Here is a 21,811-nt window from a genome sequence, read left to right as displayed (position 1 = left end):
GGCCGCCCCCAAGAAGGCGGCCGAGGCCGCCGAGGGCCCGGCCGTCGTCTCCACCGGAGACGGCGTCAGCGGGGTCGCCCGGCAGGCCGAGGCCGCCGCCGACCGCGTCGACGTCGCCCCCGTCCAGGGCGCCGACCCGCAGGACGCGACGGACCGGGCGGCCAACGTCTCGGCCCAGAGCGCCTCCGTGCCCGCCGGTGACGACGCCACCCCCGAGGCGACGCTCTTCGACACCGCGGACGCCGAGACCGACGACACCACCGACGGGAAGGGCGAGTGATGGCTGGCACGCTGACCCCCATCCTCAGCAAGGACTGGGACCACGCCACGTCCTGGACCCTCGAGACCTACCGCGAGGGCGGCGGGTACAAGGCGCTCGACAAGGCGCTCGGCATGGAGCCCGCCGACATCCTCGCGATGGTCAAGGACTCCTCGCTGCGCGGCCGCGGCGGCGCCGGCTTCCCCACCGGCATGAAGTGGTCGTTCATGGCCCCGCCGGACGGTGGCCCCCGCTACCTCGTCGTCAACGCCGACGAGTCCGAGCCGGGCACGTGCAAGGACATCCCGCTGATGATGGCCAACCCGCACGTGCTCGTCGAGGGCGTCGTCATCAGCTCGCTGGCCATCGGCTGCGAGCACGCGTTCATCTACCTGCGCGGCGAGGTCGTCCACGTCTACCGCCGGCTGATGCGCGCCGTCGAGGAGGCCCGCGCGGCCGGCCTCGTCGGCCGCGACATCAACGGCACGGGCAAGAACGTCGAGATCACCGTGCACGCCGGCGCCGGCGCCTACATCTGCGGCGAGGAGACCGCGCTCCTCGACAGCCTCGAGGGCCGCCGCGGCCAGCCGCGCAGCAAGCCGCCGTTCCCCGGCGCCGCCGGCCTGTACGCGCGGCCGACCTCGGTCAACAACGTCGAGTCCATCGCGTCGGTCCCCGGCATCGTCCTCGAGGGCGTCGACTGGTTCACCGGCATGGGCACCGAGAAGTCCACCGGCTTCGGCATCTTCAGCCTCTCCGGGCACGTGAAGAACCCCGGCCAGTTCGAGGCGCCGCTCGGCATCACGATGCGCGAGCTCATCGACCTCGCCGGCGGGATGCGCGACCCCGACAAGGAGCTGAAGTTCTGGACCCCCGGCGGGTCGAGCACCCCGCTCTTCACCGCCGAGCACCTCGACGTGCCGCTCGACTTCGAGTCGGTCGCCGCGGCGGGCTCGATGCTCGGCACCCGCGCCCTCCAGGTCTTCGACGAGACCGTCTGCGTCGTGCGCGCGGTCGACCGCTGGACCGACTTCTACCGGCACGAGTCGTGCGGCAAGTGCACCCCGTGCCGCGAGGGAACGTGGTGGCTCAAGCAGATCCTCGGCCGGCTCGAGCACGGCCAGGGGTCCGAGGAGGACCTCGACAAGCTCCTCGACATCTGCGACAACATCCTCGGCCGCAGCTTCTGCGCCCTCGGTGACGGCGCGACGAGCCCGATCACGAGCTCGATCCAGTACTTCCGCGACGAGTACGTCGCCCACCTGACCCACGGTGGCTGCCCGTTCGACCGGGCCGCCTCGACGCTGTGGGCCAAGGACGGCGGCGCGAAGGAGACCGTCTCCGCATGACTGCCACGCCCGAGACCCAGGCCCCGGTCGAGCTCGTCACGCTGACCATCGACGACGTGGAGGTGTCGGTGCCCAAGGGCACCCTCATCATCCGCGCCGCCGAGACCGCCGGGATCGACATCCCGCGGTTCTGCGACCACCCGGGCCTCGACCCGGTCGGCGCCTGCCGCCAGTGCCTCGTCGAGGTCTGGATGCCCGGCCGCCCCGGCCCCGACGGCACCCCCGGCGAGCCGACCCAGATGCAGGGCCCGCCCGGCCGGATGAAGCCGCAGGCCTCGTGCACGATGACCGTCGCCCCCGGCATGGTCGTCAAGACGCAGTACACGTCCGAGGGCGCCGACAAGGCGCAGAAGGGCGTCATGGAGCTGCTGCTCATCAACCACCCGCTCGACTGCCCGGTCTGCGACAAGGGTGGCGAGTGCCCGCTGCAGAACCAGGCGATGAGCAACGGTCGCGGCACCTCGCGCTTCGAGGACGTCAAGCGCACCTACCCCAAGCCGATCAACATCTCCTCGCAGGTCCTCCTCGACCGCGAGCGCTGCGTGCTCTGCGCCCGCTGCACCCGTTTCTCCGACCAGGTCGCCGGCGACCCGTTCATCGCCCTCGTCGAGCGCGGCGCGCTGCAGCAGGTCGGCATCTACGAGGAGAAGCCGTTCGAGAGCTACTTCTCCGGCAACACCGTCCAGATCTGCCCGGTCGGCGCCCTCACCGGCGCTGCCTACCGCTTCCGCAGCCGCCCGTTCGACCTCGTGTCGACCCCGAGCACCTGCGAGCACTGCGCCAGCGGCTGCGCCACCCGCACCGACCACCGCCGCGGCACCGTCCTGCGCCGGATGGCCCAGGCCGACCCCGCCGTCAACGACGAGTGGAACTGCGACAAGGGCCGGTGGGCGTTCGCGTACACCGGTGTCGGCGACCGCATCACGCTGCCCCAGGTCCGTGGTGAGGACGGCGAGCTGCGCGTCGCGTCGTGGCGCGAGGCCCTCGAGCGGGCCGCGGCCGGTCTGCGCGGGGCGCGCGCCGGCGTGCTCGTCGGCGGCCGGGTCAGCGCCGAGGACGCCTACGCCTACGGCAAGTTCGCCCGCACAGTGCTCGGCACCAATGACGTCGACTTCCGGGCCCGCCCGCACTCCGCCGAGGAGGCCGAGTTCCTCGCCGCCACGGTGGTCGGCACCGGCCCGGCCGGTGGCGCGGTCACCTACGCCGACCTCGAGGCCGCGAAGAGCGTCGTCCTCGTCGGCTTCGAGCCCGAGGACGAGTCGCCCATCGTCTTCCTCCGCCTGCGCAAGGCGTTCCGCCGGAACAAGACCCGCGTCTTCAGCATCTCCCCGGTCGCCACCCGCGGCCTCGCCAAGACCGGCGGCACGCTCATCCCCACCGCCCCGGGCACCGAGCCCGAGGTGCTGCGGGCCCTCGCCGGTGGGAAGGGCACCGAGGCCGTCTCCGCCGCCTCCGAGGCGCTGCGCGACGGGGGCATCGTCCTCGTCGGCGAGCGCCTCGCCATGGTGCCCGGTGCGCTGTCCGCGGCCCTCGCCGCGGCCGAGGCCACCGGCGCCCGCCTCGCGTGGGTACCCCGCCGGGCGGGGGAGCGCGGGGCCCTCGAGGCCGGCGCCTTCCCGACCCTGCTGCCCGGCGGTCGCCCGCTCGCCGACGCCGCCGCCCGCGCCGAGGTCGCCTCGGCCTGGGGCGTCCCGTCGGTGCCCGAGGCCGCCGGCCGCGACACCGCCGGCATCCTCGGGGCCGCCGCTGCCGGCGACCTCGACGCGCTCGTCGTCGGGGGCGTCGACCCCGCCGACGTCGGGGTGGCCGGCGCCGCCGAGGCGCTCGCGACGGCCTTCGTCGTCTCCCTCGAGCTGCGCCCGTCGGCCGTCACCGCCGTCGCCGACGTCGTTCTGCCCGTCGCGGCGCACGCCGAGAAGGGCGGCACGTTCGTCGACTGGGAGGGTCGCCCGCGCGCCTTCGAGGCCGCCCTCGACACCTCCTACGTCAGCGACTACCGCGCCCTCGAGATGCTCGCCGACGAGATGGGCGAGTTCCTCGGCACGCGCACGCTGCGCGAGGTCCGCGACGAGATGCAGCGCCTCGGCCCCTGGGCCGGCGAGCGTCCGGCGGCGCCGCAGGTCGAGGCCGGTGAGGTGCCGAGCCTCGAGCCGGGCACCCTCGTCCTCGCCACCTGGCGCCACCTGCTCGACAAGGGCTCGCTCCAGGACGGCGAGCCGCACCTCGCCGGCACCGCGCCCCGGCCCCTCGCCGGGGTCTCGGCCGCCACCGCCGCCGCGCTCGGGGTCGTCGACGGCGACCACCTGCGGGTCTCGGCCGCCGGCACCACCGTCGTCGCCCCGGTCCTCGTCCGCGAGATGGCCGACCACGTCGTCTGGCTCCCCACGAACTCCGCGGGCTGCGACCTGCGGGCGACCCTCGCCGGCGCACCCGGCGCGCTCGTCACCGTCACGAAGGACAGCGAGGTCTCCGTATGAGCGGCACCGTCACGGCCCTGCCCGACCTCGTCGCGCTCGCGACGGCCGGCACCGACAACCCGCGCGCCGACTTCAGCGACACCCCGGTGTGGCTGAGCCTCGTCAAGGCCGCCCTCGTCTTCGTCTACCTGCTCGTCTCGACCCTGCTCGTCATCTGGTTCGAGCGCCGGGTCATCGGCCGGATGCAGCAGCGCCCCGGCCCGAACCGCAACGGTCCCTTCGGCCTGCTGCAGACCCTCGCCGACGGCATGAAGTCGATGCTCAAGGAGGACGTGCGCCCCAAGGCCGCCGACGCCTTCGTCTTCACCCTCGCGCCGCTCATCACCGCGACGATGTGCTTCGTCTCGTTCTCGATCATGCCGCTGGCCGGCGAGGTCTCGATGTTCGGGCACACGACGCCGTTCCAGCTCACCGACACCCCCGTCGCGGTCCTCCTCGTGCTCGCCGTCGCCGGCGTCGGCATCTACGGCGTCGTCCTCGCGGGCTGGTCCTCGGGCTCCACGTACCCGCTCATGGGTGGCCTGCGCTCCTCGGCGCAGATGATCTCCTACGAGATCGCGATGGGCCTCTCGCTCGTCGCCGTCTTCCTCTACGCCGGGTCGATGTCGACCTCCCAGATCGTCAACGCGCAGAGCGACCTCTGGTTCGTCGTGCCCGCGTTCTTCAGCTTCTTCGTCTACGTCATCACGATGGTCGGCGAGACCAACCGCCTGCCGTTCGACCTGGCCGAGGGCGAGGGCGAGCTCACCGGTGGCTTCCACACCGAGTACGGCTCGATGCGCTTCGCGATGTTCTTCCTCGGCGAGTACATCAACATGTTCACCGTCGCGGCGCTGGCCACGACGATGTTCCTCGGCGGCTACCAGGCGCCCCCCGGCATCGCCGCGATCAACGGCGGGATGTTCGACCAGGGCTGGTGGGGCCTGCTGTGGTTCACGGCCAAGCTGTGGGCGTTCATGTTCGTCTTCGTCTGGCTGCGCGGCTCGCTTCCGCGCGTCCGGTACGACCAGTTCATGCGCTTCGGCTGGAAGTTCCTCATCCCGGCCACGCTCGGCTGGGTCGTCCTCGTCGCGTTCTTCCGCGCCGGCCAGCAGGGCTGGCTCGGTGACGACGTCGTCGTGGCCGGCCGCAGCTTCCCGGTCTTCTCGCTCGCCCTCGTCGGCATCATCGCCGTCGCCGCCCTCGTCGGCGGCTGGCTGTGGGACAGCCGGGTCGAGCGCAAGGAGGCCTCGCTGCACCCGCGCGTCCCCGAGGAGATCGACCCGTACGCCGGCGGGCACCCCGTGCCGCCCATGCCCGGGCAGCGGCTGCGCGAGCCGTCGCTCGCGGCGCCGGCCCTGACCTCCGCGTCCGACACCAAGGAGGCCACTCGTGGCTGACGAGCAGAAGAAGTCCGGCTTCTTCTCCGACCTGTTCGCCCCCGTCGCCGGGTTCGGCGTCACCTTCTCGACGATGTTCCGCAAGGTCGTCACCGAGGAGTACCCGGAGGAGAAGCGCCCGACCCAGCCGCGCTTCCACGGCCGGCACCAGCTGAACCGCCACCCCGACGGGCTCGAGAAGTGCGTCGGCTGCGAGCTGTGCGCGTGGGCCTGCCCGGCCGACGCGATCCTCGTCGAGGGCGCGGACAACGACGACAGCGAGGGCGGCGAGGGCCGCTTCAGCCCCGGCGAGCGGTACGGCCGCGTCTACCAGATCAACTACCTGCGCTGCATCTTCTGCGGGCTCTGCATCGAGGCCTGCCCCACCCGGGCGCTGACGATGACGAACTTCTACGAGCTCGCCGACGACAACCGCGCCGACCTCATCTACACCAAGGACCAGCTGCTGGCGCCGCTCCAGCCGGGGATGCTCCGCCCGCCGTTCCCCATGGCCGACGGGATGGAGGAGCGCGACTACTACCTCGGGAAGGTCACCGAGGCCAGCGACTCCCAGCGCGAGGTCGTCGCCGCCCGCGCCCACACCGACGACGCGGAGGTGGCCCAGTGACCGGCACCGGCGAAGAGGTGATGTTCTGGATCCTCGGGCCGCTGGCCGTCGTCGGCGCGCTCGGGCTGGTCTTCGCGCGCAAGGCCGTCCACGCCGCGCTCGGCATGGCGATGACGATGATCATCCTCGGCGTCTTCTACATCGCCCAGGACGCCGACTTCCTCGGGGTCATCCAGATCTTCGTCTACACCGGCGCCGTGATGATGCTCTTCCTCTTCGTGCTCATGCTCGTCGGGGTCGACTCCAGCGACAGCCTCGTCGAGACCCTCACCGGGCAGCGCTGGGCCACGGCGGTCCTCGCGCTCGGCCTCGGCGGCCTGCTCGGCTTCTCGGTCGGGCACGCCACGTGGGGCCGGGCCGCCGGGCTCGCCGAGGTCAACGCCGACCCGGGCAACGTCTCCGGGGTCGCGCAGCTGATCTTCGGCCGCTACGTCTGGGTCTTCGAGACCACGAGCGCCCTCCTCATCACCGCCGCCCTCGGCGCGATGGTCCTCGCCCACCGCGAGCGCCTCGGCAAGGGCCCGGACCAGAAGGAGTGGAGCAAGCGGCGTTTCAAGGAGGGCCGGCACCTCGCGGGCCTCCCGGCGCCCGGTGTCTACGCGCGGCACAACGCCGTCGACACCCCGGCGCTGCTGCCCGACGGCACGCCCTCCGAGCTGTCCGTCTCGCGCGTGCTCACCGCCCGCGACCAGAACCGCTCGCCCGAGCTCTACACCGAGGGCGAGCTCCAGATCGAGCGCGACGTCCAGGAGGGCAGCGAGCGATGAGCCTCGTCAACTACGTGTACCTGGCGACGATCCTCTTCGTCATCGGTGGCGCCACGGTGCTCACCCGGCGCAACGCGATCATCGTCTTCATGGGCGTCGAGCTGATGCTCAACGCGGCGAACCTCGTCTTCGTGACCTTCGCCCGGATGCACGGCTCGCTCGACGGCCAGGTCCTCGCCCTCTTCGTCATGGTCGTCGCGGCCGCGGAGGTCGTCGTCGGCCTCGCGATCATCATGGCGATCTTCCGGTCCCGCCGGTCGGCCTCGGTCGACGACGCCAACCTGCTGAAGCTCTGAGGAGTCGGACGTGCACTCACTGATCACCGAGGGCGACGCGATGACCGCGGGCGCCGCGAGCGGCATGGCCTCGCTCGCGTGGCTGCTCGTCGCGCTGCCCCTCCTCGGTGCCGCCGTCCTGCTCCTCGGCGGGCGGCGCACCGACAAGGTCGGCCCGGCCCTCGCCACGGGACTGTCCTGGGCGAGCTTCGGCGTCGGCGTCCTCGTCATCGTCCAGCTGCTCGGGCAGGACGCGGCGCAGCGGGCGCACCACCTGACGCTGTGGAACTGGGTGCCGGCCGGCTCCTTCCAGCTCGACCTCGGGATGCTCGTCGACCCGCTGTCCGTCGCGTTCGTCATGCTCATCACGTTCGTCGGGTCGCTCATCCACGTGTACTCGCTCGGGTACATGGAGCACGACCCGGACAAGCGGCGCTTCTTCGCCTACCTCAACCTCTTCGTCGCGGCGATGCTCCTGCTCGTCCTCGCCGACAGCTACCTGCTGCTCTTCGTCGGCTGGGAGGGCGTGGGCCTGGCGTCCTACCTGCTCATCGGGTTCTGGAACCACAACCCGGCGTACGCCACGGCCGCGAACAAGGCGTTCTTCGTCAACCGCGTCGGCGACCTCGGCCTGTCCATCGCGATCATGACGATGTTCGTCACCTTCGGCGGCGTCGACTACGCCACCGTCAACGAGGGCGTGGGGGGCGCCAACCAGGCCACGCTCACCGCGATCGGGCTGCTCCTGCTCGTCGGCGCGTGCGGCAAGTCGGCCCAGTTCCCGCTCCAGTCCTGGCTCGGTGACGCCATGGCCGGCCCGACCCCGGTCTCCGCGCTCATCCACGCGGCGACGATGGTCACCGCCGGCGTCTACCTCGTCGTCCGCTCGCACGTCATCTTCGACGCCGCCCCGGACGCCGCCCTGGCCGTCGCCATCGTCGGCGCGATCACGCTGCTCTTCGGTGCGGTCGTCGGCTGCGCCAAGGACGACATCAAGAAGGCCCTCGCGGCCTCGACGATGAGCCAGATCGGCTACATGATGCTCGCCGCTGGGCTCGGCCCGGTCGGGTACGCCTTCGCGATCTTCCACCTGCTCACCCACGGCTTCTTCAAGGCCGGGATGTTCCTCGGCGCCGGCTCGGTGATGCACGGGATGAACGACCAGGTGAACATGCGCCGCTTCGGGTCGCTGTCGGGCGCCATGAAGGTCACCTGGGCCACCTTCGGCCTCGGGTGGCTGGCCATCCTCGGCGTCCCGCCGTTCTCCGGCTTCTGGTCCAAGGACAAGATCATCGAGGCCGCGTTCGTCGGCGAGGGCTGGAAGCCGTGGGTGCTCGGGGGGGCCGCGCTCGTCGGCGCCGGCGTCACCGCGTTCTACATGTCGCGCCTGTTCTTCATGACCTTCCACGGCGAGAAGCGCTGGACCGACGACGTGCACCCGCACGAGTCGCCGAAGATCATGACCGTCCCGATGATGGTCCTCGCCGGCGGGTCGGCCTTCCTCGGCCTGCTCCTCGCGTGGCCGTTCGCCGAGACCGCCCCGATCGTCTCCTGGCTCTCGCCGGTCGTCGGCGAGCACGGCGAGGAGCACCCGGTGCTCGCGGTGCCGGTGCTCATGACGCTGACGCTCGTGTTCGTCGCCGTCGGCATCTTCCTGGCCTGGCGCCGCTACTGGTCCGAGGAGGTGCCCGAGGTCGCCCCGCGCGGCTCGGTGCTCACCCGTGCGGCCCGGGTCGACCTCTACCAGGACGCCGTCAACGAGGGCCTGTTCATGCGCCCCGGCGTCCACCTCACGCGCTCGCTCGTCTTCGCCGACGCCAAGGGGATCGACGGCGCCGCCGGCGGGCTCGCCGCCCTGGTCGGCGGGTTGTCCTCGAGGCTGCGTCGCCTCCAGACCGGCTACGCCCGGTCGTATGCCCTGACGATGCTCACCGGTGTCGTCGCCGTCCTCGGTGCTCTGTGGGTGATCCAGTGAACTCCCTGCCCCTGCTCACGGTCATGATGGTCGTGCCGGTCCTCGGCGCGGTCGTCGTCGCGGCGCTGCCCGCGGGCTCGGCGCGCCTGGCCCGGCCGGTGGCGCTCGGGGCCTCGCTCGTCACGCTCGCGCTCGCGGTCGCGGGGTGGGTCGCCTTCGACACCGGCTCGGACGCGATGTTCCAGCTCACCGAGACGCACTCGTGGATCCCGCAGTTCGGCGTCTCCTACGCGCTCGGCGTCGACGGCATCGCGCTGGCCCTCATCGTCATGGCCACGATCCTCACGCCGGTCTGCCTGCTCGCCGCGTGGAACGACGTCGACGAGGCCGAGACCGGCCGGCTCAAGCGCTACTTCGCGCTCATGCTCGTCCTCGAGGCGTTCATGGTCGGCGTGTTCGCGGCCACCGACGTCTTCCTGTTCTACGTCTTCTTCGAGGCGATGCTCATCCCGGTGTACTTCCTCATCGGCCTCTACGGCGGTGGGCGCCGGCAGTACGCCGCGATGAAGTTCCTCCTCTTCTCGCTCGCCGGCGGGCTCGTCATGCTCGTCTCGGTCATCGCCGTGTACTTCGTCGGCCCGGGCGGCGACCAGGGCTTCCTCGTCGAGAAGCTCATCGGCAACCTCGACGGCTCCGAGGCCGCGCTGCGCTGGATGTTCGTCGGGTTCTTCGTCGCCTTCGCCGTCAAGGCCCCGATGTGGCCGGTGCACACCTGGCTCCCGGACGCCGCCACCGAGTCGCGCCCGGCGACGGCCGTGCTCCTCGTGGGCGTCCTCGACAAGGTCGGCACCTACGGGATGATCCGCTTCTGCCTCCAGCTCTTCCCGGAGGCCTCGCAGTGGGCGACCCCGGTCGTCATCACCCTGGCCGTCGTCTCGGTCATCTACGGCGCCCTGCTGGCGATCGGCCAGAAGGACATGATGCGGCTCATCGCCTTCACCTCGATCAGCCACTTCGGCTTCATCGTCCTCGGCATCTTCGCGATGACGAGCGTGGGCGGCGCCGGCTCGACCCTCTACATGGTCAACCACGGGTTCTCGACCGCCGGGCTCTTCCTGCTCGCCGGGTTCCTCGTGACCCGCCACGGCAGCAAGATGATCCCCGACTACGGCGGCTGGCAGCGGGTCACCCCGGTGCTCGCCGGCACCTTCCTCGTCGCGGGCCTGTCCTCGCTGGCGCTGCCCGGCCTGTCGAGCTTCGTCTCGGAGTTCCTCGTCCTCCAGGGCACGTACCAGCGCTACCGGGTCGCGGCCGTCGTCGCGGCCCTGGGCATCGTCCTCGCCGCGCTCTACATCCTCCTCATGTACCAGCGCGTCATGACCGGCCCGAAGCCCGCCTTCCCCGAGGACCAGGCGCCGCCGCGTGACCTGTCCCTGCGCGAGCGCTGGGTCGTCGCGCCGATCATCGCCTCGTTCGTCGTCCTCGGCTTCTACCCGAAGCCGGTCCTCGACATCATCAACCCGGCCGTGGACAAGACGCTGCAGATCATCGGCGTCTCCGACCCGCAGCCGGCCGAAGCCTCCGGGAGTGCCCAGTGATGCCCGCCGCGATGCCCGCCGCGTTCCAGGCCGTCACCATCGACTACCTCGCGGTCCTGCCGATGTTCGTCGTCGTGGGCGGCGCCCTCGTCGGCGTCCTCGTCGAGGCCTTCGCACCGCGCGAGCGCCGGCACGCCGTCCAGGTCTGGCTGACCTGCGGCACGCTGCTCGCCGCGCTCGTCGTCCTCGCCGTGTGGAGCCGCGACCACCAGTCGGTCACGCTCGGTGGCTCGGTGGCCATCGACGGCGTCGCGCTCTTCCTCCAGGGCACGCTGCTGCTCCTCGCGGTCATCGGCGTGCTCGTCATGGCCGAGCGCTTCGGCGGGGTCGGCTCCGACGCCTTCACGCCGATGGGCGCCTCGACCCCCGGGTCGAGCCAGGAGGACGCCGCCACCCGCGCCGGCTACGCCACCTCCGAGGTCTTCCCGCTCACCCTCTTCGCGGTCTTCGGGATGCTGATCTTCGTCAGCGCCAACGACCTCATCACGCTGTTCGTCGGCCTCGAGGTCCTCTCGCTGCCGCTGTACGTGATGACCGGCCTGGCCCGGCGGCGCCGGCTGCTCTCGCAGGAGGCGGCCCTGAAGTACTTCCTCCTCGGGGCGTTCTCCAGCGCCTTCTTCCTCTTCGGCGCGGCGCTGCTCTTCGGCTACGCCGGCTCCTCCGACCTCGCGCAGATCTCGCAGGCCATCTCCACCGGTGCCGGCGACCTCGACGGCCTGCTGCTGCCGGGCGTCGTCCTCACCCTCGTCGGGCTGCTCTTCAAGGTCGGTGCGGTGCCGTTCCACCAGTGGACCCCCGACGCGTACCAGGGCGCCCCGACCCCGGTCACCGGGTTCATGGCCGCCTGCACCAAGCTCGCCGCCTTCGGCGCGATCCTGCGCCTCACCTACGTCGGCGTCGGCGCGAACCGCTGGGACTGGCAGCTCGGCGTGGCCGTCATCGCCATCCTCACGATGGTCGTCGGCGCGGTGCTGTCGGTCACCCAGACCGACGTCAAGCGGCTCCTCGCCTACTCGTCGGTGGCGCACGCCGGGTTCATCCTCGTCGGCGTCCTCGCGTTCTCGCAGGCGGCGATCGGCGGCGTGATGTTCTACCTGCTCGCCTACGGCGCGACGACCATCGCGGCCTTCGCGATCGTCGCGATGGTCCGCCAGGACGGCTCCGAGGCCTCGCACCTCTCGCAGTGGGCGGGCCTCGGCCGGCGCCACCCGGTCGTCGCGGGCGTCTTCGCCTTCCTCCTCCTGGCCTTCGCGGGCATCCCGCTGACGTCGGGCTTCACGGCGAAGTTCGCGGCCTTCGCGCCGGCGGTCGAGTCGGGAACCACCGGCGTCGTCATGGTCGTCGTCGGTGTGCTCGCCTCGGCGGTCACCGCGTTCGTCTACGTCAAGCTCATCGTGCTCATGTACTTCACCGACCCGGTCGAGGGCGTCGTCGCGCTCCAGCCGTCGGTGCCGTCGACGATCGCCATCAGCCTCGGCGTCATCATCACCGTCGTCGCCGGTGTCGCGCCGGCGACGATCCTCCAGCTGGCGGGCAACGCCTCCCAGTTCCTCCTGTGAGCGGGGTGGGCGGCGACACGGCGCAGCGCGGCACGCCGTCCGTCCTCGCGCTGCCGGGGGCCGGTGACGAGCTGCGGGCGCGGCTCGCCGACGGGCTCGCCCGGGTCGAGGAGCTCATCGCGGCGCGGGTCGACCACGAGGACCCGTTCATCGCGCAGGCCTCGTCGCACCTCACGGCGGCCGGGGGCAAGCGGTTCCGGCCGCTGCTCACGCTGCTGGCCTCCGAGCTGGGCGACGGGGCGTCCGAGGCGGTCGTGGCCGCCGCGGCCGGGGTCGAGCTGACCCACCTCGCGTCGCTGTACCACGACGACGTCATGGACGAGGCCGACGTACGACGCGGTGCCCCGTCGGCGAACGCGTTGTACGACAACTCGACCGCGATCCTCGTCGGCGACCTGCTCTTCGGCACGGCCTCCGACATCGTCGCCGACCTCGGCCCCGAAGCCGTGAAGATCCAGGCGCAGACCTTCGTCCGGCTGTGTGCCGGGCAGATCCGCGACGACCGGCCATGCCCCGAGGGCCAGGACCCGGTGGAGTACTACCTGCGGGTCCTCGAGGACAAGACCGGCGTCCTCATCGCCACGGCCGCCCGGTACGGCGCGATGTTCGGCGGGTGCTCGCCCCAGGTCGTCGAGACGATGCGCGAGTACGGCGAGCGGCTCGGGATGGCCTTCCAGCTGGCCGACGACCTCATCGACATCGCCTCCGAGGCCGACGAGACCGGCAAGACCCCCGGCACCGACCTGCGCGAGGGCAAGCGGACCCTGCCGGTGCTGTACGTGCTGGCCTCGACCGACCCCGCGGACGCGCGGCTGCAGGCGCTGCTCACCGGCGACCTGTCCGGCGACGCCGAGCTCGACGAGGCGCTGACGCTGCTGCGGGCGCACCCGGCGATGGAGCGGGCCCGCGAGCACACGTTCGCCGTCGCCACCCGCGCCCAGCAGGTGCTCGACGCGCTGCCGGCCAGCGATGCCCGGGACGCGCTGCACGCCCTCGCCACGGGAGTCGTCACCCGAGTGGGGTGAGCACCGGGTCCTGCTCGCGCACGGTCGTGCGCGGGATGGCCAGGGCGATGGCGACGGCGGCGAAGCAGAGCACCGCGGCCCCGAGCCACGCCCAGTGGTAGTCACCCTGCGCGGTGCGCACCCACCCGGCGACGCTCGCCCCCACTCCGGCGCCGACCATGTGCGAGGCGAACACCCAGCCGAACACGACGCCGGAGTCCTCGAGCCCGAAGTGCGTGCGGCACAGCGCGACCGTCGGCGGCACGGTGGCCACCCAGTCGAGACCGTAGAAGACGATGAACACCCACATCCCCGGCTCGACCCCCGGGGCGAGCACGGCGTCGAGCGCCAGCAGCGAGACTCCGCGCCCGAGGTAGTAGCCGGCGAGCAGGAGCCGGGGGTCGACCCGGTCGGTGAGCCATCCCGACCCGACCGTCCCGGCGATGTCGAAGATGCCGACGACGGCGAGCAGCCCGGCGGCGGTCGTGGCCGGCATCCCGTGGTCGTGCGCGGCGGGGACGAAGTGGGTCTGGATGATGCCGTTCGTCGACCAGCCGCAGACCCAGAAGGTCAGCACGAGCGCCCAGAACGGCCACGACCGTGAGGCGCGGGCGAGGGTGGTGAGGGCCCGGCGGGCGGGGGAGAGCGTCGACGGGGCGGCGGGTGGTGTGGGCGCCGTGGCGCCGTAGGGCAGCAGGCCGCGCTCGCGGGGGTGGTCGACGAGGCCGATCGCGACGAGCACCGCCACGAGCAGGGCGAGGACGGCGACGATGCCGGCCGCCCACCGCCACCCGGGCCCGTCGGCCGCGCGTGCGATGACCGGGAGGAACACGAGCTGCCCGGTGGCGTTGGCGGCGGAGAAGAGGCCGGTGACGAGCCCGCGATGCGTCTCGAACCACCGGTTGGCGACGACCGCGCCGAGCACGAGGGCCATCGCGCCCGTGCCGATGCCGATGAGGACGCCCCAGAGCAGCCAGAGCTGCCAGGCGGCGGTCATCACGGTGGTGGCGGCGCTCGAGAGGCCGACGACGACGAGGGCGACGGCGACGGTGCGGCGCACGCCGAAGCGCTCCATGAAGGCGGCGGCGAACGGGGCCGTCAGGCCGTAGAGGACGAGGTTGAGGCTGACCGCGCCGGAGGTCGTCGCGCGGCTCCACCCGAACTCGTCCTCGACGGGCTCCAGGAGGACACCGGTCGAGGAGCGGAAGGCCGCTGCGGCGACGAGCGCGGCGAGCGTGACCGCCGCGACGACCCAGGCGCGGTGGGGGAGGGTGCGTGGGCCGCGGCTCCGGTCCCCGACGAACTCCTCGAGGTCCTCGGTCACCGGCCCATCGTCGCACTAGGGTCGGGGCGTGGAACACGTCTCCGGCGCCGTGACCGCCGGCTGGCACGCGGCCGTGGCGGGCCTGCCGGCGCCGCTCGTCGTGCTCGACCTCGACGCCTACGAGGCGAACGCCGCCGACCTCGTGCGGCGGGCGGCGGGTCGTCCGATCCGGGTGGCGTCGAAGTCGCTGCGCTGCCGGTGGGTGCTGGCCGACGTGCTGGCGCGGCCGGGCTTCGCGGGGGTCATGGCCTACGCGGTCGCGGAGGCGGTGTGGCTGGCGGGCGCCGGGGTGCGGGACGTCTACGTGGCCTACCCGTCGACGGACGTCGGTGCGCTGCGGGAGGTGGCGACGTCGGACGAGCTGCGGCGCGAGGTGACGGTCACCGTCGACTCGGTCGAGCACGTGCGCTTCCTGCGGGATGTGCTGGGAGACAGGGTCCGTGGACTCGGCGTGGCGCTCGACGTCGACGCCTCGGTACGGGTGGGGCGGCTGCACCTCGGCGTGCGGCGGTCGCCCACGCGCACACCGGCGGAGGCCCTGGCCGTCGTGCGGGCGGCGCTGGGGATCGGGCTCGACGTGCGTGGGGTGATGTTCTACGACGCCCAGGTCGCCGGGCTGCCCGACTCCCCGCCGGTGCGGGTGCTCAAGAAGCGGTCCGTGGCCGACCTGATCGAGCGCCGCGCGGCGGTGGTCTCGGCCCTGCGCACCGAGGCGGACGTGCGGTTCGTCAACGGCGGCGGCACCGGGAGCCTGCACACCTTCGGCGGCGACCACGCCGTCACCGAGCTGGCGGCCGGGTCGGGCCTGTACGCCTCCACGCTGTTCGACGGCTACGACGACTTCTCCCCCCGGCCGGCGATGGCCTACGCGCTGGACGTCGTCCGGCGGCCGGGGCGCGGGCTCGTCACGGCGTTCGGCGGCGGGTACGTCGCGAGCGGTGAGCCCGGGTGGGCGCGCGTGCCGGCGCCCGTGCGCCGCGGCTGGTCGCTGCTGAGGAGCGAGGCGGCCGGGGAGGTGCAGACCCCGGTGTCGGGCGACGTCGACGGGCTGCGGCTCGGCGACCGGGTGTGGATGCGCGGCGCCAAGGCCGGCGAGCTGCTCGAGCGCTTCGACCGGCTGCACCTCGTCCGGGGCGGCGAGCTCGTCGACACCGTGCCGACGTACCGCGGCGAGGGGAGGAACTTTGGCTAGCGACGGCGCGACCTGGCGGAACTGGGGCGGCAACGTCGAGGCCCACCCGGCCGTCGTCACCGACGTGGCGACGGCCGAGGGTGTCGTCGGGGCGGTGCGGACGGCGGCCGAGCGGGGGCTGGGCCTGCGGGTCGCCGGCACCGGCCACTCGTTCACGCCGCTGGTGGCGACCGACGGCGTCCTCCTGCGCATCGACGGCCTGCGCGGCGTGCTCGGGGTCGACCGCGAGCGGATGAGGGTGCGCGTCGCCGCGGGAACGCCTCTGCACCAGCTGAACCCAGCACTGCAGGCGCTCGGGCTCGCGCTGCCGAACCTCGGCGACATCGACCGGCAGACCATCAGCGGGGCCGTCGCCACCGGGACGCACGGCACCGGCGTGCGGCTGCAGGGCATCGCGGCGGCGGTGTGCGGGCTGACGCTGGTCCTGGCCGACGGGTCGGTGCTGCGCTGCTCGGCCGAGGAGTCGCCGGACGTCTTCGAGGCGGCGCGGGTCGGGCTCGGAGCGTTGGGGGTGGTCGTCGAGGTCGAGCTCCAGTGCGTCCCGGCCTTCCGGCTGCACGCGCGCGAGTCCGGGGAGTCGTTCTCGGCGGTGCTGGCGGGCCTCCACGAGCTGGCCGACGCTCACGACCACGTCGACATGCACTGGTTCCCGCACACCGACCGCGTGCTCCTCAAGCGCAACGACCGGGTCGGGCCGGGGGAGGGGCCGGGGCCGCTGCCGGCGTGGCGGCGCACGCTCGACGACGACCTGCTCGCCAACCGGCTCTACGAGGGGGTCAACCGAGTGCTGACGCGGGTGCCCGCGGCGACGAAGCGGGTGAACCGGTTGAGCGCCAACGTCCTCGGCGCCCGCGAGTTCGCCGACGACTCGTGGAAGGTGTTCTGCTCCTCGCGCGAGGTGCGGTTCGTCGAGTCCGAGTACGCGGTGCCCCGGGCGTCGGTCGTCCCGGTGCTCGAGGAGCTGCGCGCCTGGTTCGACCGCACCGGCGAGCCGGTGCCCTTCCCGGTCGAGGTGCGCTTCATCGGCGCCGACGACGTCTGGCTCTCGACCGCGTACGAGCGCGACAACGCGTACGTCGCGGTGCACCAGTACCACCGGATGGACCCCAGGCGGCTGTTCGCGGCGTTCGAGGCCATCGTCGCCGAGCACGACGGGCGTCCGCACTGGGGCAAGGTCCACACCCTCGGCGCCGAGCGGCTCCGGGCGCTCTACCCCCGCTTCGACGACTACCGCGCCGTCCGCGACCGCCTCGACCCCGGCCGGCTCTTCACCAACGCCCACGTCGGCCACCTCCTCGGGGACTGACCGAGCCGGAGAACCCGCGCCGTCAGCGGGACGGCGCGGAAACCGGCTCAGGACGGGGATACATCCGCGTCACGAGCCGACAACCCCGCCACCGGTGCGACGCATCGCGATCGACGCCCGGGTTAGCCTCGAGCACATGCGCTATCGAACCCTCGGCCACAGCGGCTGCGCCGTCTCCGAGCTGTGCCTCGGCACGATGACCTTCGGCACCGAGACCGACGAGGCCGGCTCGCACGAGCAGCTCGACGTCTTCCTCGAGGCCGGCGGAACGCTCGTCGACACCGCCGACGTCTACTCCGGCGGCGCGTCCGAGGAGATCATCGGCCGCTGGCTGGCCGACCGCCCGAGCGAGGTCACCGAGCGCGTCGTCCTCGCGACCAAGGGCCGGTTCGCCACCGACCGGGGACCCAACGGCAACGGCCTGTCGGCCCGACACCTGACCCGCGCCCTCGACGCCTCGCTGCGCCGGCTCGGCGTCGACTCCGTCGACCTCTACCAGGCCCACGCCTACGACGCCCACACCCCGCTCGAGGAGACGCTGCGCACGCTCGACGGGTTCGTGCGGGCCGGCAAGATCCGGTACTACGGCCTCTCGAACTTCACGGGGTGGCAGCTGACCAAGGCGGTGCACACCGCCCGCGCGCTGGGGCTGCGCCCGCCGGTGACGCTCCAGCCGCAGTACAGCCTCATCGTCCGCGAGATCGAGTGGGAGATCGTGGCGGCGGTGCTCGACGCCGGCATGGGGATGCTCCCCTGGAGCCCGCTCGGCGGCGGCTGGCTCTCCGGCAAGTACCGGCGCGACGAGCGGCCCACCGGCGACACGCGCCTCGGTGACGACCCGAACCGGGGGATGGAGGCCTACGACCGGCGGGGGAGCGACCGCACCTGGCGGGTCATCGACGCCGTCGACCGGGTCGCCGAGGCCCGTGGGGTCTCGATGGCCGAGGTCGCGCTCTCGTGGGTCACGAACCGTCCGGGGGTGACCTCGACGATCCTCGGGGCCCGGACGACCGAGCAGCTGCGGAGCAACCTGCGGTCGGTCGACCTCGACCTCACCGCCGAGGAGGAGGCCGCGCTCGACGAGGCCAGCGACCTCGGGTCCACCGACTACCCGTACGGCGAGATGGGGATCGAGCAGCGCGACCGCGACCTCGCGGGCGGCTGAGGTGTCGCCGGCCGGGACGCCACGGACGCCGGCTCGTATCAGCGGCGTCGCCCGGCCCTCCTCACGGCGACGGCGGACCTCCGTCGTCACCCCGAGATCAGCCGGCGCCCCCCTCGTCAGGTGAGTAGCCGTCGAGGTGTCGGCAGAAGGAGATCGCCATGGCCGCGAAGTTCGTCCTCACGAAGAGCGGGACCCAGTTCATGTTCAACCTCAAGGCCGGCAACGGCGAGATCATCGCCACGAGCGAGCGCTACACGACCAAGCGAGCGGCACTCGACGGGATCGACTCCGTCAAGGCGAACGCACCGGGCGCCCCGGTCGACGACCAGACGTGACGGCACCGGGCGCTGCCGAGGCCCGGTCGTCGCCGGTCAGGTGCGCTCGTCGAGCTCGGCGAGGAAGTCGCGGGCCTCGGAGATGGCCGGGTCGGACGGGTCGGCGCGCCGCAGGGCACCCCTGAGGATCTTCGCCGCCTGCTGCGGGTCGTCCTTGCTGTCGGCGAGCACGACGGCGTCCATCAGGCTCTCGCGCACCGGGGACGACTCGGCGGCCGGGTCCGGGGCGCCGGCCTGGAAGAACCGGATCCAGTTGCCCGCGGGGTCGACCAGGCTGAACCCGGAGACGCCGCCCGCGTTCTTGCGGGGCCGAGGGCGGGTGATCCGGGGGAAGCCCGACACCGGCAGCCTGCCGTACCGCGCCCGCAGCGCGGCGGCCAGCGTCTCGAACATCGCGCCGGTGTCCTCGACCACGACCCCGCAGGTGCTGTGCGACGCCGCGGGGACGTGCCCCTCGAGCCCGTAGTACTGGATCGGGAACCCGTGTCCCTCCAGCGCGACGAACGGGTTGGGCCGGGTCTGCCGGTAGGTCACGGTGAAGCCCAGCGCGGTGAGCAGGTCGGCGACCTCGTCGATGTCCCCGCAGGGAAGCATCGGGATGACGAGAGGCGCCGGCATGGTCCCATTCTGACCGGCGGTGCCCGGCGGCGCCCGCTGTCTACAGTCGGAGGATGCCCGAGCTCGAACGCCTGCGGGCCGACCACGCGCCGGCCGTCCTCGCCTTCGAGCGGGCGAACCGCTCGTACTTCGCCCGCTCCGTCTCGGACCGGGGCGAGGAGTACTTCGCGCAGTTCGCGGCTCGGCACGCCGAGCTGCTGGGCGAGCAGGAGGCCGGGGTGTGCGCCTTCTACCTGCTCGTCGCGGACGACGGCTCGGTGCTGGGGCGGTTCAACCTGCGGGACATCGCGGACGGCACGGCGGAGGTGGGCTACCGGGTCGCCGAGGCGGCCGTCGGCCGGGGTGTCGCGACGGCCGGGGTCGAGCGGCTCTGCCGGGAGGCGTCCGGCCTCGGGGTGCGGATGCTCCGCGCCGCCACCTCCGACGCGAACCTCGCCTCGCAGCGGGTGCTCGTCAAGGCCGGGTTCGTGCGCGTCGGGGCCGCCGACCCCGACGACGTCGGGGGGCGGCCCGGGAGCTGGTACGAGCGCCGCCTCGCGGCCCGCTGAGGGCGTGATCCATCGGGGTCGGGTCGGCGCCGGTGCAGGAGCGGGCGGGTCATCCGAGGCCGCGGTGGGCCGCCCAGCGCGTCGCCGCCGTGGTGGCGGCGGCCTCGACGAGGGTGGCCAGCCCGGGGGAGTCCGGCAGCCGGAAGGACGTGTAGGCACCGCGGCCGCCGGCGGTCGGGCGGCCGTAGGCCTTCGCGGCCAGCGTGCCGTCGGGCAGCATCCGGACGTTGAGGGTCGTCAGCAGGAACTCCTCGCCGCGCCGGGAGTCCGTCCACTGCAGGCGTTCCGGCACGGCCACGTTGATCGCCATCGCGCTGACCTCGACCTCGTCGTCCATCCGGTCATCCTCCCCCGATGGGCGCAGTTCCGCCCACGGCGGACAACCTTGCCGATGTCCGCCGCGTGCCGCAGGGTCGGGGGCGTGGAGAGCATCGAGCGGGTCGACGTCGGAGGCCGCGTGCACCTGTCCCGGCGCGTGCGCCGGCCGTCGACACCGGGTCCTGCGTGCCCGGTCGTCCTCCTGCCGGGGACTGGTCTCACCGCCGCCGACTGGGACCCGGTCGTCGCCGAGCTCGCCGAGGACCGGGCGACGCACGCCGTCGACCTGCGCGGCCACGGCGACAGCGACCGGCCCGGCACCTACTCCATCGCGCTCATGGCGGCGGACGTCGCCGGCCTGCTCGACGTGCTCGGTGCGCCGGCCGTCGACCTCGTCGGACACTCGCTCGGCGGGCTCGTGGCCTGCCGGGTCGCGGCCGAGCGCCCGCGGCTGGTGCGCCGGATCGTGCTCGAGGACGTCGGCGTCCCGCACCGGCGTCCGCCCGGGTTGCCGCCCCGGCCGGCGGGGGAGCTCGCGTTCGACTGGGCCGTCGTCGAGCAGGTCCGCCCGGAGATCGACGACCCCGACCCCGGGTGGCCGGACGTCTTGCGCCGCATCGCGGCCCCGACCCTCGTCATCGGCGGAGGACCGACCAGCCACGTCCCGCAGGAGCATGTCCGCGAGCTGGTGCAGACCCTGCCGGACGCATGCCTCGTCGTCATCGAGGCAGGACACCTCGTGCACGCCACCGAGCCGGAGCGGTTCAGCGTCGCCGTCCGCGCGTTCCTCGACGGCTGATCAGACGGTGGGCTCGGGGCACTCCGGGTCGCGGGCCGCGAGCACGGCCCGGCGCGACGAGCGCGCCGCCGTCAGCGAGTCCCAGGACAGCACGACGAGCGCCACCCAGACGATGCCGAACCCGACCCACAGCCGCCCGGACACGTGCTCACCGAGCAGCGTGACGCCGACGACGAGCTGCAGGACCGGCGTGATGAACTGGATGAGGCCGACCGTCACCAGCGGGATGCGCCGCGCCGCAGCAGCGAAGAGCAGCAACGGAATCGCCGTCACGACACCCGACAGCACCAAGAGGGTCGTGTGCCATCCGCCGTGCCCGCCGAAGGTGATCTCGTCACGCGCGGCGAGCACGAACAGCACCACGACGGCCACCGGCGCGAGCACCGTCGTCTCCGCCGCCAGCGAGTGCATCGCCTCGAGCGAGGCGCCGACCTTCTTCTTCACCAGCCCGTAGAGGCCGAACGAGAACGCCAGGGCGAGCGGGATCCACGGCACGACGCCACCGGCCACGGCCAGCCACACCGAGGCCAGCGCCCCGATGCCGACGGCCACCCACTGGAGCGGACGCAACCGCTCGCGCAGCACGAGCACCCCGAGCGCCACCGTGACGATCGGGTTGAGGAAGTACCCGAGGGCCGCCTCGTACGTCCGCCCCGTGAGGACCGCGAGGACGTAGATCGTCCAGTTCGCGGCGATGAGCAGCCCGGCGACGGTGATGCCGCCGACCAGCCGAGGACGTGTGACGAAGCCGCGCACCCACGCCAAGTCCCGGCGCACGAGCAGCACGAGGGCGCAGACGGCCAGCGTCCAGAGGATCCGGTGGGCGAGGATCTCGAAGGCCCCGGCCGGTTCGAGCGCCGCGAAGTAGAGCGGGAACAGCCCCCAGATGCCGTAGGCGAGGAACCCGTACCCGGTGCCCCGGCGGACCTCCGCAGCAGCCGCGTCGGACTCGGCGCTCACTCCCGGACCGACCTTGTGGGGTGGCAGCCGCCGGACGGGGGTGAAACGCGGCGTGTC

Annotated in this window: 20 protein-coding genes; 16 read left to right on the top strand and 4 right to left on the bottom strand. The window is 72.8% G+C overall.

Annotation, left to right across the window (positions count from 1 at the left end):
- Positions 1 to 279: 279 nt before the first annotated feature.
- The 10 genes from nuoF to JQN70_RS05765 are packed head-to-tail and all read left to right on the top strand — an operon-like array spanning position 280 to position 13,210.
- Positions 280 to 1,608 carry an NADH-quinone oxidoreductase subunit NuoF gene (gene nuoF, locus JQN70_RS05810; protein ID WP_204130386.1) on the top strand — a complete coding sequence of 443 codons (1,329 nt, stop codon included), beginning with the start codon at positions 280 to 282 and terminating at the stop codon, positions 1,606 to 1,608.
- Positions 1,605 to 4,085 (top strand): NADH-quinone oxidoreductase subunit G, encoded by a 2,481-nt coding sequence (locus JQN70_RS05805; RefSeq protein WP_204130385.1) that lies wholly within the window; start codon positions 1,605 to 1,607, stop codon positions 4,083 to 4,085. Before nuoF ends, JQN70_RS05805 begins: the two co-directional genes overlap by 4 nt.
- Positions 4,082 to 5,464 (top strand): NADH-quinone oxidoreductase subunit NuoH, encoded by a 1,383-nt coding sequence (gene nuoH, locus JQN70_RS05800; RefSeq protein WP_204130384.1) that lies wholly within the window; start codon positions 4,082 to 4,084, stop codon positions 5,462 to 5,464. Before JQN70_RS05805 ends, nuoH begins: the two co-directional genes overlap by 4 nt.
- Entirely contained in the window at positions 5,457 to 6,071 is a 615-nt protein-coding gene (nuoI, locus tag JQN70_RS05795; RefSeq protein WP_204130383.1) for an NADH-quinone oxidoreductase subunit NuoI, read from the top strand. Before nuoH ends, nuoI begins: the two co-directional genes overlap by 8 nt.
- Positions 6,068 to 6,838, top strand: coding sequence for an NADH-quinone oxidoreductase subunit J (locus tag JQN70_RS05790; protein ID WP_204130382.1), 771 nt, complete (start codon positions 6,068 to 6,070; stop codon positions 6,836 to 6,838). Before nuoI ends, JQN70_RS05790 begins: the two co-directional genes overlap by 4 nt.
- Positions 6,835 to 7,134 carry an NADH-quinone oxidoreductase subunit NuoK gene (gene nuoK / locus JQN70_RS05785; RefSeq protein ID WP_204130381.1) on the top strand — a complete coding sequence of 100 codons (300 nt, stop codon included), beginning with the start codon at positions 6,835 to 6,837 and terminating at the stop codon, positions 7,132 to 7,134. Before JQN70_RS05790 ends, nuoK begins: the two co-directional genes overlap by 4 nt.
- Before the next feature lie 40 nt (positions 7,135 to 7,174).
- On the top strand, positions 7,175 to 9,088 hold the full coding sequence (gene nuoL / locus JQN70_RS05780; RefSeq protein WP_204130648.1) for an NADH-quinone oxidoreductase subunit L: 1,914 nt from the start codon (positions 7,175 to 7,177) through the stop codon (positions 9,086 to 9,088).
- Positions 9,085 to 10,626 (top strand): NADH-quinone oxidoreductase subunit M, encoded by a 1,542-nt coding sequence (locus JQN70_RS05775; protein WP_204130380.1) that lies wholly within the window; start codon positions 9,085 to 9,087, stop codon positions 10,624 to 10,626. The genes nuoL and JQN70_RS05775 overlap by 4 nt, the downstream gene beginning before the upstream one ends.
- A gap of 11 nt (positions 10,627 to 10,637) precedes the next feature.
- Positions 10,638 to 12,185 carry an NADH-quinone oxidoreductase subunit NuoN gene (gene nuoN, locus JQN70_RS05770; protein ID WP_239110848.1) on the top strand — a complete coding sequence of 516 codons (1,548 nt, stop codon included), beginning with the start codon at positions 10,638 to 10,640 and terminating at the stop codon, positions 12,183 to 12,185.
- Positions 12,182 to 13,210, top strand: a complete 1,029-nt coding sequence (locus JQN70_RS05765) for a polyprenyl synthetase family protein (protein WP_307835839.1) — start codon at positions 12,182 to 12,184, stop codon at positions 13,208 to 13,210. Before nuoN ends, JQN70_RS05765 begins: the two co-directional genes overlap by 4 nt.
- Here JQN70_RS05765 and JQN70_RS05760 read toward each other — a convergent pair.
- Positions 13,194 to 14,513, bottom strand: a complete 1,320-nt coding sequence (locus JQN70_RS05760) for an MFS transporter (protein WP_204130378.1) — start codon at positions 14,511 to 14,513, stop codon at positions 13,194 to 13,196. The genes JQN70_RS05765 and JQN70_RS05760 overlap by 17 nt on opposite strands.
- A 28-nt stretch (positions 14,514 to 14,541) precedes the next feature.
- On the opposite strand from JQN70_RS05760, the gene JQN70_RS05755 reads away from it, so the two are divergent.
- From JQN70_RS05755 to JQN70_RS05740, 4 genes are all read left to right on the top strand, one after another.
- Positions 14,542 to 15,705: an alanine racemase gene (locus JQN70_RS05755; protein ID WP_204130377.1), complete on the top strand. Its 1,164-nt coding sequence runs from the start codon at positions 14,542 to 14,544 to the stop codon at positions 15,703 to 15,705.
- A complete protein-coding gene (locus JQN70_RS05750) occupies positions 15,698 to 17,011 on the top strand; it encodes a D-arabinono-1,4-lactone oxidase (protein ID WP_204130376.1) in 1,314 nt (437 codons plus the stop codon). Before JQN70_RS05755 ends, JQN70_RS05750 begins: the two co-directional genes overlap by 8 nt.
- 136 nt (positions 17,012 to 17,147) lie before the next feature.
- On the top strand, positions 17,148 to 18,176 hold the full coding sequence (locus JQN70_RS05745; protein WP_204130375.1) for an aldo/keto reductase: 1,029 nt from the start codon (positions 17,148 to 17,150) through the stop codon (positions 18,174 to 18,176).
- A gap of 158 nt (positions 18,177 to 18,334) precedes the next feature.
- The gene (locus JQN70_RS05740; RefSeq protein ID WP_204130374.1) at positions 18,335 to 18,511 is read left to right on the top strand and encodes a YegP family protein; all 177 of its coding nucleotides are present in this window, start codon (positions 18,335 to 18,337) and stop codon (positions 18,509 to 18,511) included.
- A gap of 36 nt (positions 18,512 to 18,547) precedes the next feature.
- Here JQN70_RS05740 and JQN70_RS05735 read toward each other — a convergent pair whose 3' ends face one another.
- On the bottom strand, positions 18,548 to 19,129 hold the full coding sequence (locus JQN70_RS05735) for a DUF8817 family protein (RefSeq protein ID WP_204130373.1): 582 nt from the start codon (positions 19,127 to 19,129) through the stop codon (positions 18,548 to 18,550).
- A gap of 53 nt (positions 19,130 to 19,182) precedes the next feature.
- On the opposite strand from JQN70_RS05735, the gene JQN70_RS05730 reads away from it, so the two are divergent.
- Entirely contained in the window at positions 19,183 to 19,677 is a 495-nt protein-coding gene (locus JQN70_RS05730; protein WP_204130372.1) for a GNAT family N-acetyltransferase, read from the top strand.
- Positions 19,678 to 19,726: 49 nt separating this feature from the next.
- Here JQN70_RS05730 and JQN70_RS05725 read toward each other — a convergent pair whose 3' ends face one another.
- Positions 19,727 to 20,014 (bottom strand): hypothetical protein, encoded by a 288-nt coding sequence (locus tag JQN70_RS05725; RefSeq protein ID WP_204130371.1) that lies wholly within the window; start codon positions 20,012 to 20,014, stop codon positions 19,727 to 19,729.
- A gap of 84 nt (positions 20,015 to 20,098) precedes the next feature.
- On the opposite strand from JQN70_RS05725, the gene JQN70_RS05720 reads away from it, so the two are divergent.
- The gene (locus JQN70_RS05720) at positions 20,099 to 20,794 is read left to right on the top strand and encodes an alpha/beta fold hydrolase (protein ID WP_307835838.1); all 696 of its coding nucleotides are present in this window, start codon (positions 20,099 to 20,101) and stop codon (positions 20,792 to 20,794) included.
- Here the strand turns inward: JQN70_RS05720 and rarD are convergent, their stop codons facing one another.
- On the bottom strand, positions 20,795 to 21,754 hold the full coding sequence (rarD, locus tag JQN70_RS05715; protein WP_204130369.1) for an EamA family transporter RarD: 960 nt from the start codon (positions 21,752 to 21,754) through the stop codon (positions 20,795 to 20,797). It abuts the gene before it with no gap.
- Between the last annotated feature and the right edge of the window lie 57 nt (positions 21,755 to 21,811).

Source organism: Phycicoccus sonneratiae, assembly GCF_016887965.1.
GTDB lineage: Bacteria > Actinomycetota > Actinomycetes > Actinomycetales > Dermatophilaceae > Phycicoccus > Phycicoccus sonneratiae.
The sequence above is the reverse complement of the archived record's forward strand: the minus strand, read 5'-3'. Positions and strand labels throughout refer to the sequence as shown.